Below are 16,546 nucleotides of genomic sequence, written 5' to 3' on the forward strand. Positions count from 1 at the left end.
AAATGTATAATCAGTATTTTGTGCTGTATTGACGTATGGTTACGCAGAAGATGGAGATGATTATGTCTGTACCCTTAGCCATAATAAATAACTAGCCAACCATTATATTATTCAGAGGTTATTTCCCTAGGTAAACATATGGAGTTGGGTTTTATTCTTTCTTGTACATATTCCGTCAGCTACCTCCTGATCACTCCTTCCGCATTGGCTCGGTTCAAAAACAATGCCGAAAAATACTATTCCCGGCATCGTCTTTTAAAATTTAAATCAGTATAGATTTCATGCTAATCCTTATTGAGTGCATTCATGTTGGTTACCGCATGTTGCTGATATTCTTCAGTAAGGTTGAAAATCCTGCCGAGTTTTTGTGAAGCATGGATAAAAGCGATGAATGCACAGAGTTCTGAAATTTCCCGGTCGCTGAAATATTCTTTCAGCATATCGAAATGGGCCTTTTGTATAGCACGGTGATCTTTGCAGAAGAGCTCAGCAAAACCTGAGGCGATTGACATCTTAAGCTGGGCAGGATCAAAATCCGGTCGTCCTCCTTTAACCATACAGTATTCACAGCCGTTTTCAAAGGCCATTGCCCGTCGTACCTGCTCCAATAGCAATGAATCAAGAGTAGTATCTCTCCAGAATATTCCTTCAAGCCTGTTCCACTGATCGAGTATCAGCGGGTTATGTCCTAATAATTTTTCAAATGCAGTATTGCCGTTGTCTGAAAATTCAATTCTTGTCATTTTGTTTATTTTCAGCAAAGTTCCACTTAAAAAAGTCTTCGGTCAAATGGTTTTAATTGCCATCATATAAAATTTAAACTAAATTCGCTTTTTTAAAATAATTGTAAAGTGAAAATCGTTTTAGATCATTATGACTATAATATTCTGGAATTGCTGAATGATAATGCAAGGCTTAGTTATGCTGAAATTGGCAGGCTGATTGGGCTTTCGCAGTCAGCGGCTAAAGAACGTGTCATTTCATTGGTAGACCGGGGTGTGATTAAGAAATTTGGAATAGAAGTGGACTACAGCCTGATCGGGTATTCACTGCCTGTTTTAATCCATCTGAAATTCAGAAATGATGATTTCAAAATATTTCTCAATCAGCTGCAGCAGTTTCCGGAAATTACAAGTTGTAAAAGGGTTACCGGAGAATACTGCCTTGTCGCGGAAGCGGTTCTAAAAGATAACAGCCACCTGGAACATCTTATTGACAGACTGATCCGTTATGGGATTCCTTCTACCGCAATCCGCCTTTCAGAGGTCGGAATGCCTAATTTTTTTACTCTTCATAAAAGTAAACTGAAAAAGTCATAAAGATCATACCGTCCATTGTATGAAGGATGGATTGGTAGTATATTATTGCTCGTACGAGGTAGAGAGGACAAGATCAGAAACAGCACGGCTGAACTTTTCAAGACTGCGTATACTTTCCGCATGTGGGATTCTTTCAAGGCCTTGCGGATTATATATATCCCATATTCCGCTATGATGCCATTCCAGAGCCGGAAAATCCCAGTCTGGTCTGTCAATCAGGGGATAAATACAGCAGCCATACAAAGGCAGCCCGTTTTTCAGCATAGAAAGGCATTCTTCAGCTATGCTATCCAGCCATTGGGGACGATGTTCGCCGGGGTGGCTGGTCTCTGAAATAACGACAGGTCTTCCGTACCGCAGGAACATTTCTTCAATCAACGTATGGAGAGGTTTCCATAAATGATGTGGAGGGAGTTCGCCCCATGGGATCAGGTCGTGATGAGTACTGGTCCATTGATTATTGAAATAGAAATTAACACCCATAATATCCAGGTATTCAGGTTTCCCACCGAGCTCCGGGCAGATTTTCCCGCTTAACATATCAAGGACCTGGAACTGCTGCTCATGTTTAGCCGCAGCCTTCAGAATCGATTCTTCATCTGAAGGATAAGGAGATACCACATGGATAAGTGGTTCCGTTGTCATAATGCGGATTCCAGGATCAACTTCTTTCATACTTTCGATTCCTTCGATATATGCTTTCATCAGGCAGTATTTTACTTCCCATCCCTGTGTAGTACAGTATGGTGAAGTTCCTTTGGCGTCACCGCCTAACCAGGATAAAAAACTGACTTCGTTGATTGGCGTGATAATTAAGGTGTCGTCCGGGACCATGCTCCTGTAATGCTCTGCAAATGCTTTGCAAAGGTGTGCAAACCGCCTTGGAAACATGGGATGCAAAGGAGTAAGATCATCCGGGAAACCAAAATGGCAGATGTCCCAGATCACCTGTATGCCTGCTTCACCAGAATACATGATCATTGTATCCACCTCCGTCCAGTCATACTGATACGGGTGTTTTTCCACATGGCTCCAGCGGATGCCTTCACGCACTGTCCGGATATCGAACACCCTTAGCCGCTCATAATCCTCTTTAAGAAATGCATTGTGGCCGGTAAGTTTAATCATATCGATTCTTTCTCCGAAGGCATTTTGATGGTCGGCACACTCAAATCCTCCCATAAGGAAAGATTTGAATGGATTACCACCATAAGTGAAATCATTGCTGTAGGCCATCTAAATCTTCTTTTATGATCTTTCTGAATAAAGCCAGTGACTGAGCAACCACCTGGTCCATATTATAATACTTGTATGTTCCCAGGCGTCCTGTAAAATAAACATCTTTTTCTTCTTCTGCCAGTTTTCTGTACTGATTGTATACTTCCTGATTTTCCTTTCTCGGAATAGGGTAGTAGGGATCGCCTTCAGCAGTAGGGTACTCATAGACGATTGCGGTTTTATGATGGGTCTGTCCTGTAAGATGTTTGAATTCTGTAATTCTGGTATAGAGGTTAGACGTAGGATAATTGACCGTTCCGGTCGGCTGGTAATTTTCCCGGTCTAGTGTTTCAAAACGGAAATTAATGGATCTATAGGGGAGTTTTCCGAACCGGTAGTCAAAAAATGCGTCAACTGGACCGGTATAGATTAATTTTTTATGGGGAATTATTTCCGTAATATCCCTGTAATCTGTATTTAGCATAACATGAATACTCTTGTGCGTGAGCATTTTCTTGAACATTTCTGTATATCCGTTTGTTGGCATGGCCTGATAGGTATCTGTGAAATAACGGTCATCGCTGTTGGTGCGGGTAGGAACTCTTGCCGTTACCGAAGCATCCAGTTCCGAAGGATCCAGGTCCCATTGCTTTCTGGTATACCCTCTGAAGAATTTTTCGTAGAGCTCTTTACCTACAGCATTCAATACAACATCTTCCGAAGTTAATACAGGTCTTCTTTCTTCGGCTTTAGATGCAAGGAAATCTTTAACCTCGTCAGATGTCAGGCTTCTTCCGTAAAGTTTGTTTATGGTAGTTAAGTTAATAGGAATGGGAACCAGTTGTCCGTCTACACTTCCCAGGACCCTGTGTTCGTAAGGCCGCCATTCTGTAAAAAGGCTTAGGTATTTAAATACTTCCTCCGAATTGGTATGAAAAATATGGGGACCGTATTTATGGATCAGGATTCCGTCTTTGTTATAATAATCATACGCGTTACCCGCTATATGGTCACGCTTGTCAACAAGGAGTACTCTTTTTCCTGCATCGGCCAGTCGTTCTGCCAGTACGGCACCTGCGAATCCGCAGCCTACAATGAGAAAATCATACATTCGCTACGGGGATTTTAAGGTTATTAATCAGTTTATTCATTTTATCAAAGGTATGGTCCCAGGAATTGTCAGAAAGGAATTCGTCTACCTGCATCAGCCACTCTTCACGAGATTTTTTATTCAGTTCATTTTCTGCATGCTGGATAAATGTATTGGCATCATCAGCGATATATACCAGATCGGCATCTCCGTAAGGATTAACTACATCTTTTATGCGTGTGGAAATAACCGGAAGGCCTGCGGCCAGATACTCTGGAGTTTTTGTCGGACTGATGAATTCGGTAGATTCATTAAGCGCAAACAGAACCAGTGCAATATCCCAGTGACTGATGTATACAGGGAGTTCATCATATTTTTTAGAACCCAGATAGTGGATGTTTTCTGCCTTTGGAAGATCATTAATATCTATTTTCACTACCGGTCCGATGATCACAAATTGCCATTCGGGTCTTTTGGCTGAAACCTCTTTCAGGAGCTCGATGTCAAACCTTTCATCAATAACCCCGTAAAACCCGAATCTCGGATGTGGGATGTTTTTCTGGTCTTCCGGCTCTACTCTGTTGTAACGTGCAGCTTCGAAATGTTTTTTATCGATGCTGCTTGGAAACGGATGAATGTTGTGGTGTCTGTTTTTCTTGGCCTGATACAGCGTATGTCCTCCTGTAAATACGACATCCGCTTTTTTGAAAAGTTCATTTTCTAGCTCAATAAGCTGAGGCGGAGCAAAACGGAAAGCGGAAAGCTCGTCCATGGAATCATAAATAACAATATCCGGTTCCAGATGAGCGGTATATTCAAGAGCCATCGGAGTATAGTACCAGCAGGAGAAATGTCTGATGGATTGCTGCTTCAGGAAAAGATCGATCATATTCCTGAGCTTTAGGTTGCGCTCTTCACCTTCATGCGTTATAGTGAACTGAACAAGGGAAATCCCGTCCTGCGAACTTACCGTCAGTTCATCACACTCTCCAAAACGCGGTTCCTCGAAATAATAAATGTGATAGTTTCTGGCGAAACGGCTCAATAAATGTTGAGGCCGCTGATAGACAAAATTCCACGACAGGTGGCTGAAACATAATATATTTTGCATAAAGTGGTGGTGTTTGAGTCAATATCCTCTCCGGAATCATAAGATGACCTCTTGAGGAAACCGACATAATCAATATTAATTAATGTGTAAATAAGGCCTCAAAAGGTCTTAGCTGTAAGTAAAAGTACTTATAAATAAAAAAGACCGGATATGATTAGAGTCATATCCGGTATGGAGAATTCTGTTCATGAAATGTCCGGAATTTTTATCTTTTATCAAACATTTTCAGTACAATTTAACAAAATAGATTTTGATCAATAGATTGGGCCTGTAATTTAATGATGGTATCAGTAATAGATCTTCCTGTTGATTACCTTTACAATTCCCTGTTGCTCCAGTTTTTTTATGGTCCTGATGACGGTCTCCACCCGAAGTCCGGTCATGGAAGCCAGTTGTTGCCTTGTTAAAGGCACTTCAAAAGAGAATTTTCTCTGATCTTCATAAAAACTTTTGTGATAATCCAATACGCCTATGATCCGTACGTCTGCATACATAGAGGAATTGTTTTGCAGCATAATGTATTTGTAATATAATCTTTCAGACAGGAACTTATTAACGTCTCGAGAAATTGGCGGATTTTCATCCATTAATCGTACAAAATTAGATTTGGGAAGTTTCAAAACAGTACACTGCTCGAAAACCACAGCATTAACGGGGTATTTTTTCTCAATGAAGAGTAACAGCTCACATACACTGAGTCCAGGGCTTAAGATAGCCAGGATAAGCTCTTTTCCGTCTTCATTGTAATGATTAAGCTTAATGCGGCCTTTAACGATCTGGTAATAAAATTTGGGGATATCGCCTTCGTCGAAAATAATGTGCGAACGGCCATAATCTTCAATAACAGCTCCGTAGGAAAGCAAAAGTTCTTCTTCGATTAGCATTGTGACAGTTTTTAGGTGTATTGATCATGCAAGTTATTGTTTTTTTATACAAAAAAACCATATCCGGATCTGTTTATTCGTTTACATTTCAATTAAGATAAAATTATTTCGTATTAAATAAAATAAAGCCAAATTTATACCGGATTTTAAGTTTTGTGATTATCTGATTGACTTTACTGTCTGATATCTCTGTTCAGTACTGGTAGAGCACGAATTATAACAGTTTAATTATTGATTTTTGAATGTATGACTTTAAAATAAAAACAAAGGCCATTTGTTGCAATTCAATATAATGCATTCAATAATATAAACATAAAATCCTCCGGTCATTAGACTGCACCCAAAATTTTAGACAAAATTAAACAATATTATTAGATGAAAGAGTTCGGTACATTACCGGGCTCTTTCCTTTTAGATTGAGTCTTATCCTGTCGTGGTTGTAGTAATTAATGTATTCTTTTATTTCTTTTTTAAGTTCATCAATTGTTCCAAACTTCTTGGTGTAGAACATCTCAGATTTTAACGTCCCGAAGAAATTCTCTATCACGGCATTGTCCAGGCAGTTTCCTTTTCTGGACATACTTTGGATGATTCCTTTTTCTTTCAAAAGTATCTGATAGGCTTTCATCTGATATTGCCAGCCCTGGTCCGAATGGAGAATGAGATTTTCCGTATTTCTGATTTTCCTAAGCCCCTTTTTGAGCATATTCACCACTTGTGCAAAGACTGGCCTTTCTGAAAGATCGTAACTGATGATCTCTCCGTTATAAAGGTCAATTATCGGGGACAGGTACAGTTTATTTCCAGAGACATTGAACTCCGTCACATCAGTTGCCCATTTGCTGTTCGGGCGGTCTGCCTGGAAGTTTCTCTCCAAAACATTCGGCGCTATACTGCCTTGTTCGCCTCTATAGGACTGGTATTTCCTGACCCTTATGATACTTTTGAGTCCCAGAACTTTCATTAGTTTCATGACTGTCTTGTGATTGATGATAATTCCTTTTTCTTTCATTACCAAAGTGATGCGACGATATCCGAACCGCCCTTTGTGCCTGTGATAGATCTGTTTTATCAAGGTTTAATCTCTGCATATTTATCATTCTTCTGAAGCATTTTCTGATGGTAATAGAAACTGCTCCTGGCCATACCTGTACAATCCAGTAGGACTGACAGATCATATTTTTGCCTTAATTCTTCGATGGCCTCTGCTTGTTCTTTTTGAGAGTTAAGGCGTCTAGCTTTTTTAGAAAATCGTTCTCGGCACGCAGCCTTTCGTTCTCCAATAAAAGTTCTTCTTCCCTTGTCAATGGCTTGTCGGACTTCCTTTTCTTACGTTTGTAATCACTCATTTTTTTTGGTCTTCCTGTAGGTTTGTTTTCCAAACCTAAAATACCACTTTTCTCGTAATCACGCTGCCAATTCAAGACGGTAGACTGGGCAGGGATATCAAACCTGACACAAGCTTCTCTTTGTGAGATGAACTCCGTATTGATGGCTTTCAACACTTTAAGCTTGAACCATGCGGAATAGCTTTTGTTTTTTCTCGGCTCTAATCCCGATATTCCGTACTTGTTATAAAAGCCGATCCACTTGCGAAGATTACTCTCGTTAAATCCTTTTTCTGTTGCTATAGATTCAATCGAACGATAAGAATTTTTGTGAAGTTCGATACATTCCAATTTGAAAGCAACGCTAAATTTTTCTTTTCTATACATAAAAAACTGCCCTTAAAAAGTGTCTAACTTTTTGGGGGCAGTTCACATACCGGAGGATTTTATGTTTATATCTTTTTAATTGATATGCTATTCTTTGATCACTTTCTTTGAAACAGTGCCCTGCTCTGTCTTTATTTCAATGATGTAAATACCTTTAGGATAGGATGACAGGTCAACTGGCTCCTTGCTGTTACGGATGCTTCCACTCTGTAGCTTTTTACCTGATGTGTCATATACATTGAATACGGATTTTTCAGGTGCTTTTAAAATATTAACCACATCATGGGTGACGGATGGGGCTATAGCTATGCCATCTTTTACCGAGCCGGTGTCGTTTGTTCCCAGCAACTGGCTGTATCCCGTTACGATAACAGAATAGTTTTGTGGTGCTGCAGCTCCTGAATTGTTCACCAAAGTACCTTTGTTGGTAATCTCTATCCTGTATTTCCTTCCGGCTACCGGGTTGTCGATAACTACCTGTTCTACATTGTCGACTTTATTGTCTGCTTTGGTGGCAGGAGTCATCGGGTTGTTGGCATCCAGCTTCCATGGGTAATACACGGTATTGGTTGTCGTATCGATGATCCTTACGTCAAGATCATTGACAAGCCTTGAAATCCTATTATTATAGGCAGTCTGCCAGGTTAGGTTAGATGGAACAACATACTCAGGATCAATCCATGAAATGGTAGCTTTAATCGGTTCGCTGCCTGATGCAATGATATTTTTAGCATTGACCGTACCGCTGGTTAAGGTTTCATCCTTGAAAATAACGGTATTGTTTGCTTTTCCTACCAGGATTTCAGCACCTTTTTTGGCATTAATGTATCCCCATCCGAACCATGGATCAGGGCCTATATTACCTGCTTCGGAAGCAGAATGCACCATCAGGGTCTTGGCACTGGCGGCATTGAGCGACTGGCCGGAGAAAAGATCTTTGCTGATCTGCATCCAGAGCCCGATAACCCCTGTCACTACCGGTGCAGAATATGAGGTCCCGCTGCCATAATCATATGTATTACTTCCTGTAGTATTTTCTGCCGTTGCCGGAGAGAATACATTGGTACCGGTAGTAGCAATATCCGGTTTTATAGCACCGTCATCCCTTGGCCCTGCACTGCTGTAATCTGAATGTACCACATCATATTGAGAGGTATACCGATAGTTATTGGTAGAGATCACATCCGTAGCTCCTACAACAATAATGTTTTTAGCCAGTGAACCAGGCCCAATGCAATCGAAGCCTTGTGCGCAGTTAGACTGTGGCAGTACATCAGTGGATGTAAATTGCACGTCGTTTCCATTATCATCCTCATAATATTTAGGAAGTGAACCCGCGTTAGGATAATCCGGTCCCATACCATATGAATTCCCGGCAGATTTCACGATAACATAATAAGGATTCTGATAAACAATATTATCATAGTTTTGATCATTAGTAAAATAAGTTCCCTGAAGGTCATAGGATGTTGAAGGGCTGCTGAAAGCACCGTTCCATACTAATGCATTTGCTCCATTAACCGTTGTTATATCCCAACCCAGATTGCTTCCGTATGAATGGTTGGAAATAGCAGGCTGTGCAGTCAGGATTTTATCAAATACTGTGCTTGGAGCTGTGTTTCCAGGTAAAGTGGTGGTGGCAAAACGGTAAGAATCCATAGTAGATGAGGAAGCAACTCCCTTGATGTCACCTGAAACAGGTGTGCCACCAACAGTACCACTGACCGTAAAACTTTTGGCACCGATAAATCCGGCTACGCTGGTAGAGTGCGAACTGTAAATCTGGGAGGAAGCTTCTTTGTTCGTAATTCTTCCGGGAATATTGTTAAATGCAGTATGAGCTGCATAAACCCTGCCGCCATCAAAAATAGTATACTTTATGCCTTCACCATTATAGGCATTGGTAAGGCCGGTTACGCCTCCTGCTGTATTGATAAGGTCTGCGTTGGCATTTTTTACCTGCCGGAGATCCTGGGTTTTATAAAAGAAAGGCTTTCCATCGGGTGTAAATCCTGCCAGATTGCTTCTTTTTTCTTCTAAAGACTGTAGCAGCTCCGGAGATTTGTCATTCCCATACTTTTTAGCCACGTAAGCATCAAATTTCCGGTTATTTTCCTGATTCTGCTTTGCAAAATCTTGCTTAAGGATTGTATTCTTATCCTGTGCTTGGACCAATACAGCCATTAGTGCGGCTGCCGTTAGTAGGTATTTTTTCATTGACAATATTAAATTAAGATATTTTTTTCTGTTTTTGAGGGATCTGAGCAGCATGCAGCATCAGATCATGGAGCTCCGTATTTTTTACAAAAGGCTTCAGCAGTTGACTGCCTGGACCATACGCTGCTACTTCAACATAATCCCCGGAGTGATCCATACTGATCCAGCCCACTGAATTATGTTTTTTCTGGATTTCAGAATACAATTTAAAAGGAAGTTTCTTATAATTGTACAGCCCGTCTTCCTTTTCAATCCCGGTATAAAATCCAAGAATCTGCCGTGCCTCATCATCAGTCAGCCTGATGCTGTTACCTTCGTAAATCCAGTCTTTAACCTGCTGCAGATTGAAGTCCGCATGGATCTTATTCAAAAGATATTCATTGGTATATTTATAATCAGCAATACTATTAAAGTTCTGTGTGGCATCCGGCCCGTAAATGGTTCCCGGGTTTGCGTTCCCGTGATCTGTTGTGATAATGACCAGAGTATTTCCATCACGCTCAGCAAAATCTATGACTGTTTTTACAGCCTCATCAAAAGCCAGCTGATCATGGATAAGGGCTGCCACATCATTCGCATGGGCTGACCAGTCTACCTTTCCGCCTTCTACTTGTAGCACAAACCCCTGAGGGTGATCCTTCATCTGACTGATCGCTGCCTTCGTCATATCTGCCAGGGTAGGCGTATTTTTTAATTCATTCATATTTGCCCGGTCTATGCTATAGGGAAGCGCTCCGGTAGAAAAAACGCCAAGTGTTTTCTGATTCCGATTCAAGTTTTCGAGGCCCGATGCATCCTGGATCACCTGATAACCTTTTTGTCTGTAGACAGAATAGAGATCTTTTCGGTCTTCTCTTTTTTCAGGATTGAAAAATTCATCCCCGCCACCCATCATTACATCCATCCCTAGTTCTGCATACATTTCTGCTATTGCGGGTTCTGCATTCCTTTTTTCTGAATTAACGCAAAACCCTGCGGGAGTAGCATGGGTAATGGTAACCGTAGTCACACAACCTGCTTTTTTACCATTCTCTTTGAATTGCTGCCATATCGGTAAATACTTTTCACCATTGGGTCCTGTATTTAAGACTCCGTTTTTTACCCTTATACCACCACCGAAAGCCGAACTCGCTGCTGCCGAGTCTGTAACAATGGAACTGGCTGAAGCGGTACTCATCAGTGCTCTGGATACTTTTCTATCTTCATATAAGCTGATCCAATGACTGGTCTTCCCTAAAATATTCCTGGAATAAAGATCAGACATGGTTAAAGTACCCAGGCTCATGCCATCACTGATCATAAAAATGATATTCCTTGCCTTTTCAGGACTTCTTAATGAAGCCTGGGGTCTTGGAATAGCTGCAAGCTCCAGAGGGCTTAATGCAAATGCTCCTGAAAATAATGCAGAACTTTGTAAGAATTTTCTTCGATTCATGATAATAATGGTATTGCAATTTAAGATATATATTTGATTGCTACTTATGGGTGATCGTTAAAAAAAAATTAAAATACATATATAGTTGCCATATTCATAACTAATAAGGATAATGCATTATAATTTGTGAAGTTGACTCAATGTTGATGAGACCTGAAATTAATAATATGAGCCGTGATCAGGCCTGCAGCACCAACATAAATCAGTGGAACATGTATTTCAAAAATGAGATCTATGAATACCGAAACTGCAATCAGCAGCAGTGATAACCAGAAAAGTGCTTTCAGCTTTTTATTATGGATTCTTCTTATGATCCGTAAAACAACCACCGTTCCTGTAAGTAGAAAAAACAGGTCGATATAAGGATTATGAGATATTCCTAAAGGAATGACCATCAGTAGAGGAAAAATAATGCAGTGAATTAAGCATAGAACAGCAGCAGATATTCCTACCGCATCCAGAATCTTGTTTTTCATATCAAAAATATTTAAATTAGTATTGTAACTTTGTTGCAAATCTATTTAAAATAATTATATAATGCAACATTGTTGCTTTAGATCGACATATGAAACAGGTAAGGAATACTCAGGCAAAAACAGAAATACTTAATCTTATTAATCATTCTGACATAGCGCTCTCACATTCGGATATTCAGCAGAAGGTGGGGGACCTCTGTAATCGTGTCACTATTTACAGAGTGCTTGAACGTCTTGAAAAAGAGGGGCAGATTCATAAAGTGACCAATATTGACGGTGTGATCAATTTTGCACGATGCAGCGAAACCTGTTCTGAAAAGCACCATGAACATAACCATCTTCACTTTAATTGTGAAATATGCCATTCGGTAACCTGTATAGAAAATGTTATTCCTGCTATAAGCCTCCCGGAAAATTATATTGCGAAAGAGTACAATTTTGTCATAAGCGGCATTTGTCCAAAGTGCTCGTGAATCATATATTCTGACTTTTTGTCTATCAATTACTATTTTTTTTCGATTTAGGCTTATATATATTTTAAATCAACACTTTTTGATGTAATCATTTTATTTTGAGGGGCTTCTCATTAATATAGTATGTGTTTACCTCATGATATGAATGATCATATTAATTAAAACATCGTTCCTTATCATAAAATAGTGATTTATAAGATGTTTTTTCTCCTAATTCGTTTATGGTGTTTTAAGTACAGAAACAAACTTGTTCACAGATAATTTTATACTGGCATGTTTTGTGTTTATTAATAAATGCATTTTTTATGATTTAAGATATATTAATGAAATGTTTGTAACGTTTCAAGGATTTTTAACAGTTATTATTTAACAAGTTGGTATTTGACCTGTCTAACTTAGTTCTTATGATTTTAAAATGGATTTGAATATTTTCCTATAGAACACATAGAACATTAGATGAAATTTTATATTCATAAGATAAGTGCTTAAATAATACTGGCTATTATATATGTATATTATTACAGATCAGCTGAGAAGTTTGGGTTTCAGCGTTAACAAACTTAATAACCTTATAAGCAGGAATAATCATATCAGAACATTCAATACACTTGATTATTTTTGCATTTACATTATCATGGAGGATATTCGCCTTGAGGTTGAAAATATGCATTACAGTATAAAATCCGGGCACATTGCATTTATAGGTCCTCACAAACAGGTTACTTTTGGTGAAGCTTTAGGAGAAGAAATCTATATCATTGTATTTTCTTCCAGTTTCTATGAGCGTTCTTCTAAGGATAGTTTATTTCTTAATTCACAGCTTTTTTTTAATTATAATTCTGAAATTTTCATTGCCCCATTTACCAATCTAGAAGAAAAAAGAGCCGTTTTTATGGAACGTATGGAAAGTTTTCAGCTTAAGGATGAGAGCCTTTATATTTCTGCTGCCCATAATGCGATAGAAAGGCTTATTTTGGACGCATTTTTGCATATACCTGCTGATGAAATGAAGAAGGATATTAAATTTGATTACCTCTACTATGTAAACAGGTTTAAAGTTCTTTTGCAAAGAGATTTCAGGAAGGCTAAAAAAGTTTCTCATTATGCTGGTGAGCTTAATATATCATCAAGAAAACTTACTGAAATGACGGAATATGTTTTAGGAAAAACAGCAAAACATATAATAATTGAAAAAATTGTCAGTGAATGCAAAAAAGCCGTACATTTCTCAAACCAGACCATTTCTGAAATTTCTTATGAGCTGGGTTTCAGTAACGAAGGGAATTTTAGTAACTTTATTAAAAAACATACAGGAAAAAATCCTTCTGAAATGAAATAATAATGAAAAATATTGTATATTTACTTTAATAACCGTAAAATGATAAGTTTGGTTATATGGGTATAAAATATTTTTTGTTAGTTGTGTTCTTTTTCGTTTGTATAAGGGTTTTTGCGCAGAATGATGCCATTCGTTTGACTATCAATCTTTATCCTGTACAAATGCTGACTTTAGAGGCTCAGCCCGAAGTTGATGAGAATATGGATATGGTGATGCCTGAAAAAAGGCAATTGATTATCTCAAGTCCTTCAGGATTTCAAGTAGATGCCAGCCATGGTAGTGAGTATACAAAAAAAATGCATGATCTTCGAGCAAAAAGGTCTTCAGTAAAGACATTATGCAATAGGGTGCATCATCTTTTTGAGACCGCGAGAGGGGCTGTTGAAAAAAAATACAGCATTGATAAGAGTATGGAGAAAATAATACAGAAAATCGGCTGTTCTGATAATGAAAATTCCGACCATTTGGTGTTAACTCTAATTTCTCAATAGTAATTTAACATAATATGTGTGATTTTTATATGTATTGAATAGCAGTTTTTAACTAATTATGACTGTTAATTAATGTTTTGTATTGAATAATTTTTAATATAAGCGTATTATTATTATTTAATATTTAATTATAAATATTTATGAAAATTTACTTTATGCCGTTTGTTACGGAATACTATCTCACTGTTCATTACAGCCTTAAAAACCAAATTTACAAATCATAAGTATTTTTTCACAAAAGCGCTGATGTTACTTCTGTTTAATTTTGCAACAGAATTTTTAACAATAACTTAATACAACATCAGACTTAATTATGAAAAAGATCATTTTCGGTTCTCTAGTTCTTTTCGGGTTGGTCACTGTAAACGCTCAAAGCGTAACTCTTAATGTGAGATTAAAACCAATCCAAACTTTGGTGATCAACAGTGCCCAAAAAGTAGTAAATTTAGATTATACTACTAAAGATGATTACGCCAATGGAGTATCATCGGTAAATGCAGACCACTTAAGCGTCTACAGTACAGGTGGATTCCAGGTGAAAGTTAAAAGTGCCAATGCTGTTCTTCAGAACGGAGCTAAAAGTATTCAGGCCAGTAGTATCCAGATCAAAGCTACAGCAGGATCGGAAGCTGTTACAGGAGCACAGTATGCCCAGAATGTTCAGTTATCCGCAACGGAAGCAACCTTGGTAACTTCTACTGTAGGTGGTGTGGATAAAAAAATCAATATAGAATATAAGGGGGCGGGTGCTAATGCATATCTGGACAATTATATTGCAGGACAGACACCTACAGTATATAGTACAGAACTTACCTATACGATCATTTCTCAATAACAGAAACTGTTCAAAATATTAAAAATATAAAGTGTTACAAGTAATATTGTAACACTTTTTCTGTAATTTTAATATTAAATAACTATTAATGAAGAAGCTGCATTTTATTATTCTCTGCCTTATCTGTTCTTTGTATTCTCTAACTTACGCACAAACAGGTATTTCCGTATCTCCTCCCAGACTTTATTTTGAATCCGGGCTCGAAAACAGCGGTACACAAAAGATAACGGTAACCAATGTAAGTGCAAAAAATTCACTGGATTTGGCGATCAGCCTGGGTGATTGGGAATACAATGACAAAGGAGAGAATCTGATGTCTGCAGCGGGTTCCCTGCCTGTGTCATGTGCCGGCTGGATTTCAGTGAAAAAAGAAGATAATTATTTTACGCTTGCACCGGGCCAGAGAAAGGATATCGATGTAACCGTAACGGTACCCAATACATTATCAGATCAGCTGGGAGCTCACACGGCAGTGCTGTATGTAAGCCAGATGAACCCGATAGATGATGTGGATAATAAAGGAGCCAATATTAAGGTAAGCATCCGCTCAGGAATTAAGATATTCCATAAGCTGCCATCTGCCAATACGAAGAAAATAGAAATTAAAAATCTCACCTTTGAAAAATCAGCAAAGACGCTGAATCTCTTTTTTGAAAATCAGGGGAATGTATGGGTAGATGGAAAAGTGTCCGGGGACCTGGTGAATACACAGACCGGTAAAAAGATTTCTCTGGACCAGATTATTTTTTACACCATGCCCGGAAATAAAAGAGAAATGGACATCCCACTTCCTGCTTCTCTGGAAAAAGGAAAATATACTGCGTCTGTACTGATTGACTATGGTGACAGCAATAACCTCGAGGTTGGAGAGCTAAAATTCACATATGAATAAGCAGAAATTATTTTATATCATATTATTATTGGGTATTTATCTGAATTGTTTCGGGCAGATTTCTTACAATTCCTGGGTCAATGATTACCTGATGATTAATTCTTTTGGCGGTAATACCAATACCGAAGCCTATACTGTCAACCTATCAGGAAATGGATATATCAATATACCTTACTGGAGGCTTTCCGTCCGGTTGATGTCTCCTGTTACCTCTGCTGACGGGAATTACACAATTCCGGCTAATAAGATAGCATTCCGGCCTGTTTCCACTTCCGGGACCGCCTATCCTTATAATGTACCCACGATTTCTCAGATCGGGATGCCCCTTAATGTGACGCTTCAGGAAGGACAGGAAATTTTCCTTGTTCCTCAATCCAATGCTGCGTTGTACAATTTCCCATTCCTCTTCTTTGGTTATTATTATAATCTTCAGATTAAATACAGCTTAACATTGTTGGGTGGTGCTTACCTTGGAAATTATCCATCATGGACTAATTTTGTGGCACCTATGCAGTTTACTGCTTATGACCGGTATAACAATGTGATCGGTAGGATGGACCATTATTTTAAGTTCCAGATCGGGACGCTTTCAGGTACGCCTCCGGATGTTCCCGAGCTTTCGCTGAAGTTTTCAGGAAATGCCGTTAATGGCCTGTTGGAATTCAACAGCAGGAATGATTATATGAATGGTGTAAGTACCACCTATCCAAGCTCGCTGATCGTAAAAAGCAATACCAATTACCAGATCAAAATGAGATCGCTTCAAAGCCAGTTTGTTTCCCAGGCGGGAGATACGCTTCCGCTTGAAACGGTTAATCTCGCTTTAAAGGCAGTATCTGGAAATGCGGCTACCGTATATCCTGTTACGTTAAGCACAATGCCCCAGCTTGTCGCCAAAGGCGGCTATACCCAGGGCTCCAGTGTCTATTTTGATATTACGTATTCCACGGGCTCTAATGATCAGAGATTTATTAGTGCTAAACCTGCAGATTATTCCACTACGTTACAGTATGAAATAACACCCCAATAAATACTATAATGCCCGATTATC

At 38.8% G+C, this 16,546-nt stretch carries 17 protein-coding genes; 7 read left to right on the forward strand and 10 right to left on the reverse strand.

The genetic code is table 11. The annotated features are described in order from the left end of the window. Positions 1-284: 284 nt before the first annotated feature. Positions 285-743 carry a carboxymuconolactone decarboxylase family protein gene (locus tag QE404_RS05215; RefSeq protein ID WP_307447425.1) on the reverse strand — a complete coding sequence of 153 codons (459 nt, stop codon included), beginning with the start codon at positions 741-743 and terminating at the stop codon, positions 285-287. Positions 744-851: 108 nt separating this feature from the next. Between QE404_RS05215 and QE404_RS05220 the strand changes: the two genes are divergently transcribed. Next, positions 852-1,319, forward strand: a complete 468-nt coding sequence (locus tag QE404_RS05220; protein WP_307447429.1) for an Lrp/AsnC family transcriptional regulator — start codon at positions 852-854, stop codon at positions 1,317-1,319. 42 nt (positions 1,320-1,361) lie between these two features. Here QE404_RS05220 and QE404_RS05225 read toward each other — a convergent pair whose 3' ends face one another. From QE404_RS05225 to QE404_RS05265, 9 genes are all read right to left on the reverse strand, one after another. Then, positions 1,362-2,555, reverse strand: coding sequence for a hypothetical protein (locus QE404_RS05225; RefSeq protein WP_307447432.1), 1,194 nt, complete (start codon positions 2,553-2,555; stop codon positions 1,362-1,364). Continuing rightward, on the reverse strand, positions 2,539-3,648 hold the full coding sequence (glf, locus tag QE404_RS05230; RefSeq protein WP_307447435.1) for a UDP-galactopyranose mutase: 1,110 nt from the start codon (positions 3,646-3,648) through the stop codon (positions 2,539-2,541). The genes QE404_RS05225 and glf overlap by 17 nt, the downstream gene beginning before the upstream one ends. Beyond that, on the reverse strand, positions 3,641-4,738 hold the full coding sequence (locus tag QE404_RS05235) for a glycosyltransferase (protein WP_307447437.1): 1,098 nt from the start codon (positions 4,736-4,738) through the stop codon (positions 3,641-3,643). Before QE404_RS05235 ends, glf begins: the two co-directional genes overlap by 8 nt. A gap of 287 nt (positions 4,739-5,025) precedes the next feature. Then, the gene (locus tag QE404_RS05240) at positions 5,026-5,622 is read right to left on the reverse strand and encodes a Crp/Fnr family transcriptional regulator (protein WP_307447440.1); all 597 of its coding nucleotides are present in this window, start codon (positions 5,620-5,622) and stop codon (positions 5,026-5,028) included. A gap of 358 nt (positions 5,623-5,980) precedes the next feature. After that, the gene (locus tag QE404_RS05245) at positions 5,981-6,697 is read right to left on the reverse strand and encodes an IS3 family transposase (protein WP_307447442.1); all 717 of its coding nucleotides are present in this window, start codon (positions 6,695-6,697) and stop codon (positions 5,981-5,983) included. Between the two features lie 112 nt (positions 6,698-6,809). Beyond that, positions 6,810-7,301, reverse strand: a complete 492-nt coding sequence (locus tag QE404_RS05250; RefSeq protein WP_307447445.1) for a helix-turn-helix domain-containing protein — start codon at positions 7,299-7,301, stop codon at positions 6,810-6,812. A 123-nt stretch (positions 7,302-7,424) separates the two neighbouring features. After that, complete coding sequence (locus QE404_RS05255) at positions 7,425-9,554, reverse strand: S8 family peptidase (protein ID WP_307447448.1); 2,130 nt, start codon at positions 9,552-9,554, stop codon at positions 7,425-7,427. 13 nt (positions 9,555-9,567) lie between these two features. After that, positions 9,568-10,989, reverse strand: a complete 1,422-nt coding sequence (locus QE404_RS05260; RefSeq protein WP_307447451.1) for an alkaline phosphatase — start codon at positions 10,987-10,989, stop codon at positions 9,568-9,570. A 137-nt stretch (positions 10,990-11,126) separates the two neighbouring features. After that, complete coding sequence (locus QE404_RS05265) at positions 11,127-11,465, reverse strand: MerC domain-containing protein (RefSeq protein ID WP_307447454.1); 339 nt, start codon at positions 11,463-11,465, stop codon at positions 11,127-11,129. Between the two features lie 89 nt (positions 11,466-11,554). On the opposite strand from QE404_RS05265, the gene QE404_RS05270 reads away from it, so the two are divergent. The 6 genes from QE404_RS05270 (at position 11,555) to QE404_RS05295 (ending at position 16,525) form a co-directional block, all read left to right on the forward strand. Next, positions 11,555-11,938: a Fur family transcriptional regulator gene (locus QE404_RS05270; protein WP_307447457.1), complete on the forward strand. Its 384-nt coding sequence runs from the start codon at positions 11,555-11,557 to the stop codon at positions 11,936-11,938. 634 nt (positions 11,939-12,572) lie between these two features. After that, positions 12,573-13,277 (forward strand): helix-turn-helix domain-containing protein, encoded by a 705-nt coding sequence (locus QE404_RS05275; protein WP_307453747.1) that lies wholly within the window; start codon positions 12,573-12,575, stop codon positions 13,275-13,277. 56 nt (positions 13,278-13,333) lie between these two features. Continuing rightward, positions 13,334-13,768, forward strand: a complete 435-nt coding sequence (locus tag QE404_RS05280) for a hypothetical protein (protein WP_307447463.1) — start codon at positions 13,334-13,336, stop codon at positions 13,766-13,768. Positions 13,769-14,081: 313 nt separating this feature from the next. Continuing rightward, entirely contained in the window at positions 14,082-14,603 is a 522-nt protein-coding gene (locus QE404_RS05285) for a hypothetical protein (protein WP_307447465.1), read from the forward strand. 88 nt (positions 14,604-14,691) lie between these two features. Next, positions 14,692-15,495, forward strand: a complete 804-nt coding sequence (locus QE404_RS05290; RefSeq protein ID WP_307447467.1) for a fimbrial biogenesis chaperone — start codon at positions 14,692-14,694, stop codon at positions 15,493-15,495. Next, positions 15,488-16,525, forward strand: a complete 1,038-nt coding sequence (locus QE404_RS05295) for a hypothetical protein (RefSeq protein ID WP_307447470.1) — start codon at positions 15,488-15,490, stop codon at positions 16,523-16,525. Before QE404_RS05290 ends, QE404_RS05295 begins: the two co-directional genes overlap by 8 nt. The last annotated feature ends 21 nt before the right edge of the window (positions 16,526-16,546 follow it).

The sequence above is a fragment of the Chryseobacterium camelliae genome, from assembly GCF_030818575.1.
Taxonomy (GTDB): domain Bacteria; phylum Bacteroidota; class Bacteroidia; order Flavobacteriales; family Weeksellaceae; genus Chryseobacterium; species Chryseobacterium camelliae_A.